This is a genomic window from Microbacterium sp. FW305-3-2-15-F-LB2 (assembly GCF_058787255.1).
In genome coordinates, this window is record NZ_JBYSZO010000001.1 from 3,132,632 (window position 1) to 3,147,041 (window position 14,410).

Below are 14,410 nucleotides of genomic sequence, written 5' to 3' on the forward strand. Positions count from 1 at the left end.
TCAGGATCGGGATTCGAGGTGCGCGGGGGTCACGACCTCGCCCGCGGTCCGGGCGGCGGTCGGGAAGAAGAGGACGACGAGCGCAAGCCCGAGGGCGGCGCCGGCGAACTGCGCGAGGACGAAGGGCGGCACGGCCGCGGGCGCGATGCCGGCGAAGGTGTCGGTGAACATCCGCGCGATCGTCACGGCCGGGTTGGCGAACGAGGTGGAGCTGGTGAACCAATACGCCGCCCCGATGTACGCCCCCACCGCGGCCGCGGTGGTCACGCCCGTGGAGGTGCGGGCGAGGGAGAAGATCAGCAGCACGAGTCCGGCCGTGGCCACCACTTCTCCCACCAGGTGGCCGCCGGTGGCGCGTTCGTTCGCGGAGAAGGCGGGCGCGACGTCGAACATGACGCCGGAGAGGAACGTTCCGGCGATGCCGCCCAGGGTCTGCGCGGCGAGGTAGGGGCCGAGGTCGCGCAGCGGCAGGCCGGTCCGCAGGCGCCGCCCAAGCACCCAGTCGGCGACCGACACCACGGGGTTCAGGTGGGCCCCCGAGACGGGACCGAGCACGAGGATGATGACGGCCAGCCCGAGAGCGGTGGCCAGACTGGTCTCGAGGAGTTGCAGACCGACATCGTCCGGCGAGAGGCGCTGCGCGGCGATGCCGGATCCGACGACCACCGTGACGAGCAGACCCGTGCCGACGAACTCCGCCGCCGCACGGCGAGCGAGGTGGGGCCGACGGGGCACGGTGGCGGATTCGGTGGGGGTCACGGCACCATCTTGACCTGCGAGTGATAGATCAGTCAATATTGAGGCAATGAACGTTGAGAAACATCCGCCCCTTGAGGATCGCGCTGCGCGGCACGCCGCCCTGGGAGATCCGTCGCGCTTGCGGATCGTGGATCTGCTGACGCTCGGCGACCTGTCCCCCTCGGAAATCCGTGCCACTCTCGGCCTGCCGTCGAATCTCGTCGCGCACCACCTCAACGTCCTCGAGTCGGTCGGGATGGTCGAGCGCTCCCGCTCGGAGGCCGACCGCCGTCGCAGTTACGTGCGCCTCACGGAAGCGGCGCTGGACGACCTGGCCCCCGGCAGGACGGAACGCGCGCACCGGGTGGTCTTCGTCTGCACCGCGAACTCGGCCCGGTCTCAGCTCGCGGCAGCCCTCTGGGCCACCCACAGCACGATCCCCGCGGCTTCGGCGGGCACCCATCCCGCCGACCGGATCGCCCCCGGAGCAGTGGCGGCCGCCGAGCGCCACGCGCTCGCCCTCTCCACCGGATCGCCGCGAGAGCTGGGCTCCGTCCTCACCGACTCCGACTTCGTCATCACCGTCTGCGACATGGCGCACGAGGAGATCGGAGTGGCCGGCGACCTGCACTGGTCGATCCCCGACCCGGTGCGCACCGGAACCGACGACGCGTTCGACTCCGCCTACGACGAGCTGGAGCGCCGCATCACCGAACTCGCCCCTCGACTCACCGCCCCCTGATCACCGAAGGAACACCCGTGAGCACCGCCACCGCCCCCACCGTCCTGTTCATCTGCCAGCACAACGCCGGCCGCTCCCAACTGGGTGCGGCGCTTCTGGAGCACCTTGCCGGTGATCGCTTCGCCGCCTCCTCCGCGGGCCTCGCCCCCGCCGAGGAGGTCAATCCCGCCGTCGCGGCCACCGTCGCCGAGCTGGGGATGGACATCACCGATCGCGTGCCCCGCCACGTCACCGAACAAGACCTCGACACCGCCGACGTGGTCGTGCTGATGAAGCCGGGCCTCGCCCTCCCCTCGATCCCGCGCGGCGAGGTGCTGGAATGGTCGTTCCCCAACCCCGAATCCTGGGACGCCGATGCGGTGCGCCCCCTTCGGGAAGCCGTCGCCGAGAAGATCCGGAGCACGCTGCTCCCGCGCTGACGCACCGGCATCCGCCCCGCCCCCTGCGCGCGATGGATGCCACGGCCCCCGCACGCCGCCCGACCGATGCAGAACGGCACAGGGATGCCACGACCCCCGATGCTCAGCCGAGCAGCGCCACCGTCCGGGCGGTGAGGGCGCGCGGGTCGGAGTCCTCCAACCGTGCGGTGCCGAGCGTGCGCGCCGCGCGGAGCACGAAGCGGGCCGCGGTGGCGCGCTCGGGCTCGGGCAGGGTCTGGATGTCGGCGACCTTCGAGAACCCGACGATGCGCCGCACGGCTTTCGCCGCGCCGTAGATCGCGGCATCGGAGCGGATCTGCGCGAGCGTGTGCTCGAGCACCTCGTCGCCGTACACGCGGGGGTCGACGCGATCGGGCCACCGGCGGCGGAACTCGGCCTCGAACGCGTCCACGAGCTCGACCGGCAGCGTCAGCAACCGCTCGGCGTCGTCACCACGCCCGAGCACCTGCGCCCGGGCGGCGGCGATGACGAGGTTCGCCCACACGGCTCCGAGGTCGAAGCCGGTGGGGCCGTACGTGCCGAACTCCGAGTCGAACGCGCGCACCGACTCACCCTCGGCCCGCACGAACACCGACCCGGTGTGCAGGTCGCCGTGCAGCAGGCTCTGCGTGCTCTCCTGGAACCGCTGCTTGGCCAGCCCGATCTCGCGCACGAACGTGCGATCGGCGCGCAACTCCCGTACGTCGTCGTCGTTGGCCGGCAGCCAACCGTTGTGCTCGTGGTCGACATAGGGCTCGGTGAAGACGAGGTCCTCGGTGATCTCGCTCAGCTCGGGATTGGTCGCCGCGGCGATCGCGCGCCGACGCTCCGGCCCCGGAGTGCCGAAGACGCTCGTCGCGAAGCCGACGGCGCCCACGTAGGAACCCAACTGCGCCGCCGCGTACTCGTGCAGCCGGCCGGCGTTGAGCTCCCCACGCCACACCGCGTGGTCGCTGAGGTCCTCGATCGACAGGGCGAGGGCCTCGGCGTCGAAGCCGTGGAACGCCGGCACGTGGGCCGGGTCGATCCGCTCGTGCACCCCGAGGACGACGGCCTCGCGCGCCGCCCGTTCGCGCGTCAGCGGCCACGAGGGGTCGACGCGCACGTGCGGCAGCGACTGCTTCACGACGACGCCGTTGCCCGCGGCATCCTTCACGATGAAGACGAGATTCAGGTTGCCGTCGCCGACCTCGACGACCGAGACGATGGATGCCGGATCGACCGGCCCAGACAGGTGAGGGCGGGCAGCCAGATACGCGGGGACCGTGGCGACGGTCAGCTGATCGGTGAGGAGAGTCATGATGCGGTGGTGCTCCCGGCGACGATGGTGGTCTTGCGACGGCGGAACGTGAAGCTGAACAGCAGGGCCACGAGCAGGACGAGGCCCTTCCCGAAGTCCTGGATGTAGTACGGCAGGCCCATCATCGAGAACCCGGTCACCATGACGGCGACGAGCACGGCCCCGAGGGCCGTGCCCCACGCGTTCGGACGCCCGATCCCGAGCACCGAGACGCCCACGAGTGCGACGGCCACGGCGTCCAGCAGCAGGCTGTTGCCCGCCGAGACATCGCCCTGACCGATCCGGGCGGCCAGCACGAGTCCGGCGATGGATGCGAGGATGCCGCAGCCGATGTACGCCGCCGCCCGGTACGCCCGGACGCGGACACCGGCGAGCCGGGCGGCCTCGGGGTTCGAGCCGACGGCGGCGAGAGCGCGTCCCCAGCGGGTGCGGTCCAGCACGAACCACAGGACGACCGTGAGTCCGAGGAAGAGGACGACCGGCACCGAGATCGGGCCGATGAAGCCGCGGTCGAACCACAGGAAGTCCGGGGTGAAGCGGCCCGGGGCGGTGGTGCCGTCGTCGAGGGTCATCTGCGACGAGATCGACTTGCCGTCGACGATGATCAGCTTGAGCCCCACGACGGTGAACATCGTCGCCAGGGTCGCCAGCAGGTCGGGGATGCGGGCGAACACGATCAGCGCCGCGTTGATCGCGCCGATCAGGGCACCGGACAACAGGACGACCCCGACCGCGATCCCGCCGACCTGGTTCGCGATGACCATGGTCCACGCGGCGATCGACACCGCGAAGCCGGCGTTCGCGCCGACCGAGAGGTCGAGTCCGCCGACGGTCATCGCGAGCGTGACGCCCAGACCGGCGATGCCGATCGGGGCGATGTACTTCAGCATCCCGACGAGGTTCTCCGGGGTCGCGAAGGCCGGCTGCGTGACGGCGAAGAACGCGATCAGCAGAACCGTGACGGCGACGAAGCCCCATTTCGCGATGGCATCCACGATCCGGGAGCCGGCGCTCGGACGCGCGGGCGCGGCGACGGAGGTCATGCGGTTTCCTTCCGATGGCCGGGGTCGTCCAGCAGCGCGGCGACGATGCGCGCCCGGTCGAGCACTCCGGCGGGGGTGTCCAGGACGATGCGCCCCGAGACGAGGACGACGATGCGGTCGGCGACATCGAGGATCTCGTCGACGTCGCTGGAGAGCACGAGCACCGCGGCGCCCGCGGCGGCGCGGTCGCGGGCGGCGTCGCCGATGCGGCGGCGCGCGCCGATGTCGACACCGCGGAACGGCTCGTCGAGAACGGCGAGCCGCGGCCCGGTGCGCAGCCACCGGCCCACGATGACTTTCTGCTGGTTGCCGCCGGAGAGGTCGTCGACGCGCGTCTCCGCCGACGGGGCCACGACGCCGTAGGCGTCGATCACGTCCTCGGCGGCCGCGCGCTCGCGAGCGGGCGAGACGACGCCCCAGCGCGAGATCTGCCGGAGCACCGGGAGGCCCACGGTCCGGCCGATCGACCACCCGGGCTGGATGCCCTGCCGCTGGCGATCCTCCGGGACGAGCACGACACCGGCGTCCTTGGCCGCCGCGGGCGAGGACGGGCGGTAGGGCGCACCGTCCAGACGCAATCGCGCGGCACCGACGGGCCGGACCCCGGCGATGAGCTCGGCGAGCTCGGTCTTGCCCGCACCCAGCAGTCCCAGGATGCCGGTCACCTGCCCCGAGGCGACGGACAGGTTCAGCGGTTCGCTGCCGGGCAGGAGCACGGCCTCGTCTACCGCGAGCACCTCTCGCCCGGCGGGAAGCGGCTCGGTGACGTGCTGCTGCAGTTCGGTGGGGACGCCCAGCATGGCCTCCAGCGCCGCGTGCCAGTCGAAGGGGCGGCCGGCCTCGAGTTCGAGCCGTCCGTCGCGGAGCACCACGATGCGGTCCGCGAGGCGCTCGATCTCGCCGAACCGGTGGCTGACGAACAGGATCGACAGGCCCTCGTCGCGCAGGACCCGCAGCACGGCGAAGAGGCGATCCGCCTCGGAGGCGGTGAGGGCCGACGTCGGCTCGTCGAGGATCAGCAGGCGAGGGGTCGAGCGGAGGGCCCGGGCGAGGACGAGCAGCTGAGCGTCGGACGTGCCCAAGCGCGCGGCATCCGCTCGCAAGACCTCCGCAGACCACGACAGACCGAGACGGTCGAGCGCCGCGCGGGCGACGCGCTCCGCTTCGACGCGGCGCACGAGCCGGTGTCCCCCGGTCGCGAGGTCGGTGAGCGCGAGGTTGTCGGCGACGCTCAGCCCCGGCACGATGCCGTCGGCGATGCGCTGATGGACGGTCTCGATTCCGGCGCGCCGGGCGCGTGCGGGGGAACCCAGACGCTGGGTCGAGCCCGCGACGGCGATCTCGCCGGTGTACGCGGCGTTGGCGCCCGAGATCGCCCCGATGAGCGTGGACTTGCCGGCGCCGTTGGTACCGAGGAGCGCCGTGATGCTCCCGGGGAACAGGTCGAGGGAGACGTCGCGGAGGACCTGGTTGGTGCCGAACCGCACGCCGACGCCGCTCAGGCGGACGACGGGGGCGTCGTCGGCCTGAGCGGCGTGCGAGAGGGGTGACGTCATCCGGAGACGGCGGGCAGCCAGTCGGCGACCACCGTGTCGCTCAGCAGCAGCGACGGCTCGGCCTCGCGCAGCTGGGCGACGTTGGTGATGCCCTTCTCGATGAGGAAGTCACGGGTGATCGTGACGGCCGGGAACTGCACGGCGTCCTCGGGAAGCTCGCCGGTCAGCTTCAGCGCGAGCGCGCGCACGACGCCGGCACCCACGGCCGACGGGTCCGTCGCGCTCGTGGCCACCCACGGGCTGCCCTCGGCGGTGATGACCTCGATGTCGGCGTTGGAGATGTCGATGCCGTAGACCTTGACCTTGTCCTGCAGGTTGTTCTGCAGCACGGCCTGGACGACGCCCTTGGTGATCTCGTCGTACGGGGCGAAGATCGCCTGCACGCCCGGGTTGGCCTTGAGCGCCGCGTCGACGAGGGGGATGTTGTCCGTCGCGGTCGACTCGGTCACCTTGCCGGTGAAGAAGAGCTGGTCGAGACCGTTCTTCGCGACGACCTCGTCCCACACCTTCTTGCGGCGGTCGAGCGGCGCGAAGCCCTCGGCGCTGACGAGTCCGACCTTCGCGCCCTGTCCGTTGTCCTCGACGAGCTGGTCGAGGACGCCCTGCGCCATCGAGGCATCCGACTGCGAGGTCACGACGACGCCGTCGGTGTTCTCCAGGGCCAGGTCGTACACGACGACCGGGATGCCGGCATCCACCGCTTCGCGCACGCGCGGCTCGATGGTGTCCGTCTGACCGTGGTCGACGATGATCGCGTCGGGCTTGGCGGCGATCGCCTGCTCGAGGTCGGAGGCCTGCTTGGCGTTGTCGTTGCGCGCGTCGTACACCGTGAGGTCGATGTTGATCGCGGCGGCCTGCGCCTTGGCGCCCGCGGTCCAGGCGGTGAAGAAGTCACCCGCGCCGGACTGCTGCACGAGGGCGACCTTCAGCGGTTCGCCGTCGAACGGGGCGGGGAGGTTCTCGACCTTCTGGACGGGGGCAGCGGATGCCGCGGGTGCAGCGGTGTTCTGCTGTGCGCAGCCGGTGAGGGCGAGGGCGGCGATGCCTGCGGTGGCGACGAGCGCCGCCCAGCGGTGGGAGCGAACGGACACGGGGTCCCCTTCGGAAGGAGTCGGGTGCGGAGGGCCGCGGCGGGTGCTGTGGTGCGGCGACCGTCGAGCAGTCAAGCAGTGGTGCCCCGCAGGGACCCTTCGGGTTGCGCTTTGTTACGGGTCATCCACCTCGGAACACCCACGGAACCCGCGGCGGGCGAGACAATCGAGGCATCCCGACCGCATTCGTCCGAGAGGAGGAGCCGTGACGCTCCTGACCGTCTGGAAAGAGACCGACCCGACCAGCCCCGTCCTCGAGACGACCGACGAGGACGAGATCCGTGCCGCCCTCGCCGAGCTCGGCGCCCGCTTCTCCCGCTGGGACGTGCACGAGATCGCCTCGGACGCCGTCCTCGACGACGTCCTCGCGCTGTACGCCGAGCAGGTCGAGAAGGTCAAGCAGGACGAGGGGTACACCCTGGTCGACATCGTGGGCCTGTCCCCCGCGCAGGAGAACTACGACGAAGTCAAGGTCGCCTCGCGCGAGCGCTTCCTGTCCGAGCACCGCCACGACGACGACGAGGACCGCTTTTTCGCCAAGGGTGCCGGGGTGTTCTACCTGCACGTGAACGGCAAGGTCCACGCGCTCTACTGCGAAGCGGGCGACCTCGTCTCGGTGCCGGCCAACACCACGCACTGGTTCGACATGGGCACGAATCCCGAGTTCGTCAGCATCCGCTTCTTCCACGACGACGACGGCTGGGTCGGCCACTTCACCGGCAACCCCATCGCCGAGACGTTCGCGACCTTCGACGAGCTGCACGCCCGCCGGGCTCAGCTGGCCTGACGCCGCGTTCGCTCCGTTCGGGGCGCGATTCGCCGTTCGGGGCGCGATTCCCCCGCCCCACGCGGAGGATCGCGCCCCGAACGCGTTTCAGCCGACCCGCCGCAGGGCCAGCGCGGCCCACGCGATGGGTGGAAGCGTCACGCGCAGGATGCCACCCTCGACCCGCGCTCCCTCGAGCGGTCGGGGCCGCACGCGGTCGGGGTGCTCGAGGGTGTTGCTGGCGTACGGGTCGTCGTCGTGCAGCAGGTGCGTCTCCACCAGCTCGACGTTCCCGAAGCCCGTGACGTCGATCGCGACGTCGACGGCCTCGTGCCGTCCGCGGTGCACCAGGAAGACCGCGGCGTCGCCCGTGTCGGCGTCGTGGGTGGCGACGGCATCCACCGCCGGGACCGTGCCGTGCTTCGCCGTGTCGATCGTGCCCGCCTCGACCTGGACGCGGAGGGCCTCGCCCCGCGCGAGCCGCGACGTGAGCGAGAACGGGTAGAACGTCGTCTGCCGCCACGCGGGTCCGCCGGGTTCGGTCATGATCGGTGCGATCACGTTGACGAGTTGGGCGAGAGAGGCGGATGCCACCCGGTCGGCGTGCGCGAGCAGCGAGATCATGAGGCTGCCGAAGACCACGGCATCCACCGCCGAGTACACGTCCTCGAGCAGGCGCGGAGCCACGGGCCAGTCGTCGATCGCCGTGGGCTTCTCGGACGCGACGCGGTCGATGTACCAGACGTTCCACTCGTCGAACGAGATGTCGATGCGCTTGTCGGAGCCCTTCACCGCCCCGACGTGATCGGCGGTCGCGACGACCGCCTCGATGAACCGGTCGGTGTCGACCGCGGATGCCAGGAACGAGTCGATGTCGCCGTCGTGCTCCTGGTAGTAGGCGTGGCACGAGATCATGTCGACGTCGTCGTACGTGTGGGTGAGCACGACGCGCTCCCACTCGCCAAAGGTCGGCATCTGCGCGCCCGACGATCCGCACACGACGAGCTCGATCGAGGGGTCGAGCTGGCGCATGCCCTTCGCGGTCCGGGCCGCGAGCTTGCCGTAGTCTTCGGCCGAGCGGTGACCGAGTTGCCACGGCCCATCCATCTCGTTGCCGAGACACCACACGCGCACGTCGAACGGCGCCGCGCGGCCGTTGTCGATGCGCCGCTGCGACAGCGTCGTGCCGCCGGGGAGGTTGCTGTACTCGAGCAGGTCGATGGCCTCGAGCGTGCCGCGCGTGCCGAGGTTCACGGCGAGCATGAGCTCGCTGCCGGCCTTGTCGAGCCAGTCGGCGAACTCGTGCAGGCCCACCTCGTTGGTCTCGGTGGAGTGCCAGGCGAGGTCGAGGCGGCGGGGGCGCTCGTCGCGCGGACCGACGCTGTCCTCCCAGCGGAAGCCCGAGACGAAGTTGCCGCCGGGGTACCGGATCATCGAGACGCCCAGCTCGCGCACGAGCTCGAGCACGTCGCGGCGGAACCCCTGCTCGTCGGCCTCGGGGTGGCCGGGTTCGTAGATGCCGTCGTAGACGTGGCGTCCGAGGTGCTCGACGAAGCCGCCGAACAGGCGACGTCGCACCGCCCCAATCGGGAATCGGGCGTCGACGGTCAGGCGTGCGGTGGTCATCTGTGCTCCTCCGGAGGCGCATGAGGCGAATCGGTCGACGACTGAGAGGCGTCCGCGTGTCAGCGCGCTGTGTCATTTACAACGATGTAGGTAAACGTTGTAAATGATGGTCGGACGACTCAGCGCTGTCAAGCGATGCCCTCAGGCTCGCGTCGACTCGCGCTCCACCAGTCGGAAATCGGCGAGCACCTCCCGCGGGAGGGGGTCGCCGCCCCCTGCGATGCGCTCCACCAGCAGATCGACCGCCACCCGCGCGATCTCGCATCGGCCGGGATCGATGGTCGTCAGGGCGGGGAGGCAATAGCGCGTCTCGTCGAGGTCGTCGAAGCCGACGATGGCCACTTCGTCCGGGATACGCACACCGCGCTCGAGGAGGACGCGCATGGCCCCGAGAGCGATCGAATCGTTGAAGCCGACCACCCCGTCGAACTCGAGACCCGCGTCCAGGACCGCGCGCATCGCATTCGCCCCGTCTACCCGGTGCCAGTGATCGACCGGCACGACGAGTCGAGGATCGAGTTCCCACCCCGCCTCGGCGAGCGCGGATTCGTACCCGCGCAGACGCAAACCCGCCGACCCGATGACCTCGCCGGGATGCGACCCGAGTGCCAGGATGCGACGTCGCCCGGCCGCGATCAGGTGCGCCGTCGCGGCGTGAGCGGCCTCGATGTTGCGCATCGTCACGTGGTCATAGGCCGAGTGGAAGATCCGCTCCCCCAGCAGCACCATCGGCACCCCGACGTCGTCCAGGAGGGCCGCATCGTCTTCACCGAGGGAGACGACCGAGTACAGCACACCGTCCAGCCCGCGGCGTCGCGCGCCCCGAAGGGCCGCGAGCTCACTGTCACGATCGGCGTCGAACTGCTCGATGAGCACCGAGAATCCGTGCGCGCGAGCCGCCCGCATGACGTCATCGGCGAGTTCGGCGAAGTAGGGGTTCCGCAGATCCGGGACGATCAACCCGATCATGTCGGCGCGACCGGAACGAAGACTCCTCGCCGCCTGGTTCGGTCGATACTGCAGTTCGTCTATCGCTGCTTCGACGCGTTCGCGCGTGGTCGCACGCACGTGCGGGTAGTTGTTGATGACGTTCGAGACCGTCTTGATCGACACGCCGGCCGCTCGCGCCACATCATGCAGCGTCGCGCTCATAGCATCCCTCCCCGCCCCGTGGGGTGACTCTACAACGTTGCAGACCCTCCGATGCGGCTGCGCCCCGGCGGGGAGAACGCCCGACGAACGGGGCGAACGCCCGTATTCCGGGCGCCCCGATCGTCGGCGCGGGACCGGATCGCGCGCGGGGAGCGACGGGCGCGAGCGTCAGATGACCTCGGCGCTCCAGGGGTCGGGGAAGCCGAAGCGGAACGCCTCGATCGACACCGCCTGTTCGCGGAGGAACGGCAGCAACTCGATCCGGCCCGCGGTGGTCACTTCGCCCGCGAAGACGGTCACGTCGGGGTCGCCCGCCATGGTCTCGGCCAGGGCGGCGCGCAGAGCCTCGACGGATGCCACCGTGCCGACGAGCCGTACCCGCGGGGGGCGAGCGCGACTCGGCGTGGCATCCGGCGGAGCCGTCTCCGTCACCGAGACCCTCGCCGACGCCACACCCTCCGACACGCCCTCACCGCCTGCCGCACCGTCTTCCGCCGCGCCACCGACCGTCTCGGCATCGGGGAGGCCGCCGGCCATCCGCTGCAGCCACTCGGCGTCGGTCTCGACCGACACGGGCACCACGCTCTCGCCGAGCAGACGCCGCACGTCGGCGGGGAGCCCCACGGGGGTGCTGAGGCTGAAGCGCGAACCCGAGCGCACGGCCGCGACGAGAACCCGGAGCACCGCCTGCCAGGGGGCGTCCGCCGTGGCGCGCACGGCCACGTCGGCGGGGCGATACCGGAACAGGTTGCGCTCCACACCCAGGCGCGAGGCGTCTTTGACCCGGCCGAACTCGCGGTCCCACGCGACCGCGTCCGACAGCGCACCCCGGCGCAGCCATTCGAACGCGGCGTAGTCGAGCGTCGGCTGAGCCGCTTCGATCAGCGACGAGATCCGGGTGTCGAGGCCGCGCAGATGCAGCGTCGACGAGGCCGGACCCCCCGATGACTTCCGCCACGATCCGAGCGTCACGAGCCGGTTGGGACCACCCGACATTGCCCCGGGGCCCACGGATGCGGCCCCCCAGCCGCCCAGCGGTTCGCGTTGTACGGTCGCCCCGGTCGTGGAGCGGTTCACCCGCAGCACGGCGGCATCGGCCGTGTCGAGCCACAGCTCCAGATCGGCCGCGTCGCGCGTGTGCAGCCCGGCGACGAAACCCGACCCCACGACGTTCTGGAGCTCGATCGCGCGGGCCAGAGTGGGGGCGTGCAGGATGCCGAGCACCGGCGCGGCGACGCCGCTCTGGGTCAGGGGCGACCCCGCGTTCACGCCCGTGCGCACGCCCGGGGTCCAGAAACGACCGGCTGTCTCGGGCCCGAGGTCGAGTTCTCGCGGCTCGACGAGCCACCGCTCGCCGTCGGCCAGAACGGTCAGGGCCCGGCGGACATCGCCCGCGGGTTCCTCGACGAGCGGCCCGACATCGGACAGCGGGTCGTCGGCGGGTCCGACCCGCAGCGACCCGACGGCATCCTTGAGCTGAGCGAGGAACCGGGCCGACCGCGCCACCGCGCCGACGAGGATGACCAGCGAGGTCGCGGTCGCCGCCTGACCCGCCCGCGCGAACGCGCCCTCGACGATGTCCGCGACCGCGCGGTCGAGATCGGCCGAGGGCGCGACGATCACGGCGTTGCGGCCGGCCGTCAGTGCCTGCACCGGCAGGTCGGGGCGCCACTGGAGGAACCTCTCTGCGGTCGCGCGTGCCCCCGCGAGCAGGACGCGATCGACGCCGGGGTGCACGACGAGAGCCCGACCGGATGCCTCTTCGTTCAGGTCGACGTAGGCGAGCGCGTCGCGCGGGACACCCGCCGCCCACAGCGCCTCGGCGACGACGGCTCCCGCCCGTCGGGCGCGCGGCGACGGTGTCAGCACGACGCCCGACCCGGCGGCGAGCGCCGCGAGGGTCTCGGCGGCGCACAGCCCGACGGACGAGTTCCACCGCGGGGCGACGACGGTCACCCGGTCGGGCACGAACACCGCGCCGGCCACGCGGTCGAGTTCTTTCGCCGTCGCGGCATAGTAGGCGGCCGCGTCCACGGCGACGTCGACCTCGGCGTCGGCTTCGGCGAACAGCGCCCCACCCTCGGACACGAGGACTTCGACCAGCTCGGCGCGCCGTTCGGCGAGCGAACGGGACGCCGCCTCGATCACGGCGGCGCGATCGGTCGCGGCCCGGCTCCCCCACTCGTCGGAGGCCTCCCGGACACGGGCGACCACCGCGTCGAGCCCCGCCGCGTCATCGACGCGACCGGCTGCCGCGGTCGCATCACCGGCGGTGGATCCGGGAACCGTGGCGAGGACGTCGTGGGCCCATGCCCGGTCCTCCGGGACGCTCGGATCGGCTTCGGCGGCATTGCGGAAGCCCGGCGCCGCACCGGAGAGCTCCGCCGTCTCACGGACCGAGAACACCGCCGTGTCGACGAACGCCTGCCCGCCGAAGAGCATCTGCTGCACGTCGGGTCGGAGCGCGGAGGTGTCGCCGGGCGCGGCGTCGCGGGCGATGCCGAGGACCGCTTGCGTGAGGCCGGGCTCGGCGGCATCGTCGGCGGCGGGCTCGCGCAGGATCGGCGGCGTGGGGACCATACCCCGGTGCGGCGGGCGCGGCGGGACGGGCGCCGCGTCGGGCACGGCGAGGGCGGCGGCGATGCGGGCCTCGAGCTCGCCGTCGTCGGACGGGTTCCGATCGGCGACGCGCGCAGCCAGGGTCGCCACGACGGCATCGGCGTCGTCGGGGTGGACCACCGGGGCGAGGACCGCATGGGGCCCGTCGATGCCCCATCCCGCGCCGAGCGGCAGCGCGAGGTCGATCGCGGCGTCCGCCGACTCCGCGAGCGTTCGGACGATCGCCGCGCGTACCGGGTCGACGGTCGCGAACTCGACCCTCATCCCCTCCGTCGCACGACGGCCGAGCGCCTCCCGGACGGTCGCGACGGCGAGCGCGTCCCGGTCGGCGGTCGCGGTGACCGCGGGAGCGGGCCAGCCGTGCCGTGCCGCCCGCAGGGCGTCGTCGGTGGGGGGCACGGCGTCGTCGAGTCGCACCGCGAGCGGCGCTCCGCCGTCCGCCACTCGAACGCGTGCCCACGCGGCGAGCTCCCGGAGCGCGCCGAGCGACTCGGGGACGCTGACGGGCAGCGCGATCCCGGCGGGGGCGTCGTGCAGGCGCGGCTCCTCCCGCACGCGGATGAGGACGGCGACGGTGAGGTCGAGATCGTCGCGTCCCTCGACGACGAGCGTGACGCGCGTGCCCGAGCCGACGGCATCCAGGAAGAGCGGCAGGAGTCGCTCGGCGGCATGCTCGACGTCGGCCTCGAAGGCCCACCGCGACAGTCCGCTCACCACGTCGCGGATGGCGACGGAGATGCGGTCCACGTCCTCGCGGGCGACGAGGGCGCGGATGCCGTCGAACCGGTGCCGGGCAGCCGTCTCGCCGCGCACGGCCGGGGCGACGAGCCGGAGGTCGGGGGTGACCTCGTCGGCGCGAAGGGAGGCGAGCCCGGGGCCGAGGCGGTCGCTGCGCGCGTCGAGGGAGAGGCGGGACACCGTGTCGGCGAGCGCTCGGCGGGCCAGCGGCACGGCCGGGGCGGGGAGAACGGGCGCGATCGCACCGCCGAGCTGGAGGGCGCTGCGCACCACCCACGGCAGCGCGGAGGGGACGTCGGCAGCGAGCCGGTGCAGGGCGGCGGCGGGGGCGGTCGTTCCCTCCGGACGCAGGATGCCGTCAGCGGCCCGCGCGAGGAAGCGTGCGGCGTCGGGCGACGCGAACGGCGAGGGAGTTGGGGAGACCGTCTCGGCGAACGTCGCGGCCAGCGCGACCGCGCGCTCGACCGCGTCGCCGGAGAGCAGGGAACCGTGCGCGTGCGGGTCGTTCTCGCTCATGCTCCACAGCCTAGGCACCGCGCTCGCGCGGCCGCGGCGGCCCCGCCGCACGGCACGGAATCGACACGCGGGCGAGGAGGCGCCGCCGACCGTGACACCGGATT

Annotated in this window: 11 protein-coding genes; 3 read left to right on the forward strand and 8 right to left on the reverse strand. The window is 72.1% G+C overall.

From position 1 onward, the window contains the following. On the reverse strand, positions 1–759 hold the full coding sequence (locus tag AC3WLZ_RS15070; protein WP_492470587.1) for an aquaporin: 759 nt from the start codon (positions 757–759) through the stop codon (positions 1–3). A gap of 46 nt (positions 760–805) precedes the next feature. Here AC3WLZ_RS15070 and AC3WLZ_RS15075 point away from each other — a divergent pair, with 46 nt between their 5' ends. Both AC3WLZ_RS15075 and AC3WLZ_RS15080 read left to right on the forward strand, forming a co-directional pair. Beyond that, the gene (locus tag AC3WLZ_RS15075) at positions 806–1,480 is read left to right on the forward strand and encodes an arsenate reductase/protein-tyrosine-phosphatase family protein (protein WP_492470588.1); all 675 of its coding nucleotides are present in this window, start codon (positions 806–808) and stop codon (positions 1,478–1,480) included. 17 nt (positions 1,481–1,497) lie between these two features. Further along, positions 1,498–1,899: an arsenate-mycothiol transferase ArsC gene (locus AC3WLZ_RS15080; protein WP_492470589.1), complete on the forward strand. Its 402-nt coding sequence runs from the start codon at positions 1,498–1,500 to the stop codon at positions 1,897–1,899. A gap of 103 nt (positions 1,900–2,002) precedes the next feature. On the opposite strand, the gene mtnK is transcribed toward AC3WLZ_RS15080, so the two are convergent. Genes mtnK through AC3WLZ_RS15100 form a run of 4 tightly spaced genes read right to left on the reverse strand, consistent with a single transcriptional unit; the run spans position 2,003 to position 6,889 of the window. After that, entirely contained in the window at positions 2,003–3,199 is a 1,197-nt protein-coding gene (gene mtnK, locus AC3WLZ_RS15085; protein ID WP_492470590.1) for an S-methyl-5-thioribose kinase, read from the reverse strand. After that, positions 3,196–4,242, reverse strand: a complete 1,047-nt coding sequence (locus tag AC3WLZ_RS15090) for an ABC transporter permease (RefSeq protein WP_412925728.1) — start codon at positions 4,240–4,242, stop codon at positions 3,196–3,198. Before AC3WLZ_RS15090 ends, mtnK begins: the two co-directional genes overlap by 4 nt. Next, positions 4,239–5,798, reverse strand: coding sequence for a sugar ABC transporter ATP-binding protein (locus AC3WLZ_RS15095; protein WP_492470591.1), 1,560 nt, complete (start codon positions 5,796–5,798; stop codon positions 4,239–4,241). The genes AC3WLZ_RS15090 and AC3WLZ_RS15095 overlap by 4 nt, the downstream gene beginning before the upstream one ends. Next, positions 5,795–6,889: a substrate-binding domain-containing protein gene (locus AC3WLZ_RS15100; protein WP_492470592.1), complete on the reverse strand. Its 1,095-nt coding sequence runs from the start codon at positions 6,887–6,889 to the stop codon at positions 5,795–5,797. The genes AC3WLZ_RS15095 and AC3WLZ_RS15100 overlap by 4 nt, the downstream gene beginning before the upstream one ends. Positions 6,890–7,094: 205 nt before the next feature. Between AC3WLZ_RS15100 and AC3WLZ_RS15105 the strand changes: the two genes are divergently transcribed. After that, positions 7,095–7,676 carry a 1,2-dihydroxy-3-keto-5-methylthiopentene dioxygenase gene (locus AC3WLZ_RS15105; protein ID WP_492470593.1) on the forward strand — a complete coding sequence of 194 codons (582 nt, stop codon included), beginning with the start codon at positions 7,095–7,097 and terminating at the stop codon, positions 7,674–7,676. 87 nt (positions 7,677–7,763) lie between these two features. Here the strand turns inward: AC3WLZ_RS15105 and arfA are convergent, their stop codons facing one another. From arfA to AC3WLZ_RS15120, 3 genes are all read right to left on the reverse strand, one after another. Then, positions 7,764–9,281, reverse strand: coding sequence for an arabinosylfuranosidase ArfA (arfA, locus tag AC3WLZ_RS15110; RefSeq protein WP_492470594.1), 1,518 nt, complete (start codon positions 9,279–9,281; stop codon positions 7,764–7,766). A 141-nt stretch (positions 9,282–9,422) separates the two neighbouring features. Next, positions 9,423–10,433: a LacI family DNA-binding transcriptional regulator gene (locus AC3WLZ_RS15115; RefSeq protein ID WP_492470595.1), complete on the reverse strand. Its 1,011-nt coding sequence runs from the start codon at positions 10,431–10,433 to the stop codon at positions 9,423–9,425. A 168-nt stretch (positions 10,434–10,601) separates the two neighbouring features. Continuing rightward, positions 10,602–14,306 carry an aldehyde dehydrogenase family protein gene (locus tag AC3WLZ_RS15120; protein ID WP_492470596.1) on the reverse strand — a complete coding sequence of 1,235 codons (3,705 nt, stop codon included), beginning with the start codon at positions 14,304–14,306 and terminating at the stop codon, positions 10,602–10,604. Between the last annotated feature and the right edge of the window lie 104 nt (positions 14,307–14,410).

Excerpts from the sequence above, each read along its gene's own strand:
- AC3WLZ_RS15075 (WP_492470588.1), top strand. The coding sequence starts at position 806 with ATGAACGTTGAGAAACATCCGCCCCTTGAGGATCGCGCTGCGCGGCAC.
- mtnK (WP_492470590.1), bottom strand. The coding sequence starts at position 3,199 with ATGACTCTCCTCACCGATCAGCTGACCGTCGCCACGGTCCCCGCGTAT.
- AC3WLZ_RS15090 (WP_412925728.1), bottom strand. The coding sequence starts at position 4,242 with ATGACCTCCGTCGCCGCGCCCGCGCGTCCGAGCGCCGGCTCCCGGATC.
- AC3WLZ_RS15095 (WP_492470591.1), bottom strand. The coding sequence starts at position 5,798 with ATGACGTCACCCCTCTCGCACGCCGCTCAGGCCGACGACGCCCCCGTC.
- arfA (WP_492470594.1), bottom strand. The coding sequence starts at position 9,281 with ATGACCACCGCACGCCTGACCGTCGACGCCCGATTCCCGATTGGGGCG.
- AC3WLZ_RS15115 (WP_492470595.1), bottom strand. The coding sequence starts at position 10,433 with ATGAGCGCGACGCTGCATGATGTGGCGCGAGCGGCCGGCGTGTCGATC.
- AC3WLZ_RS15120 (WP_492470596.1), bottom strand. The coding sequence starts at position 14,306 with ATGAGCGAGAACGACCCGCACGCGCACGGTTCCCTGCTCTCCGGCGAC.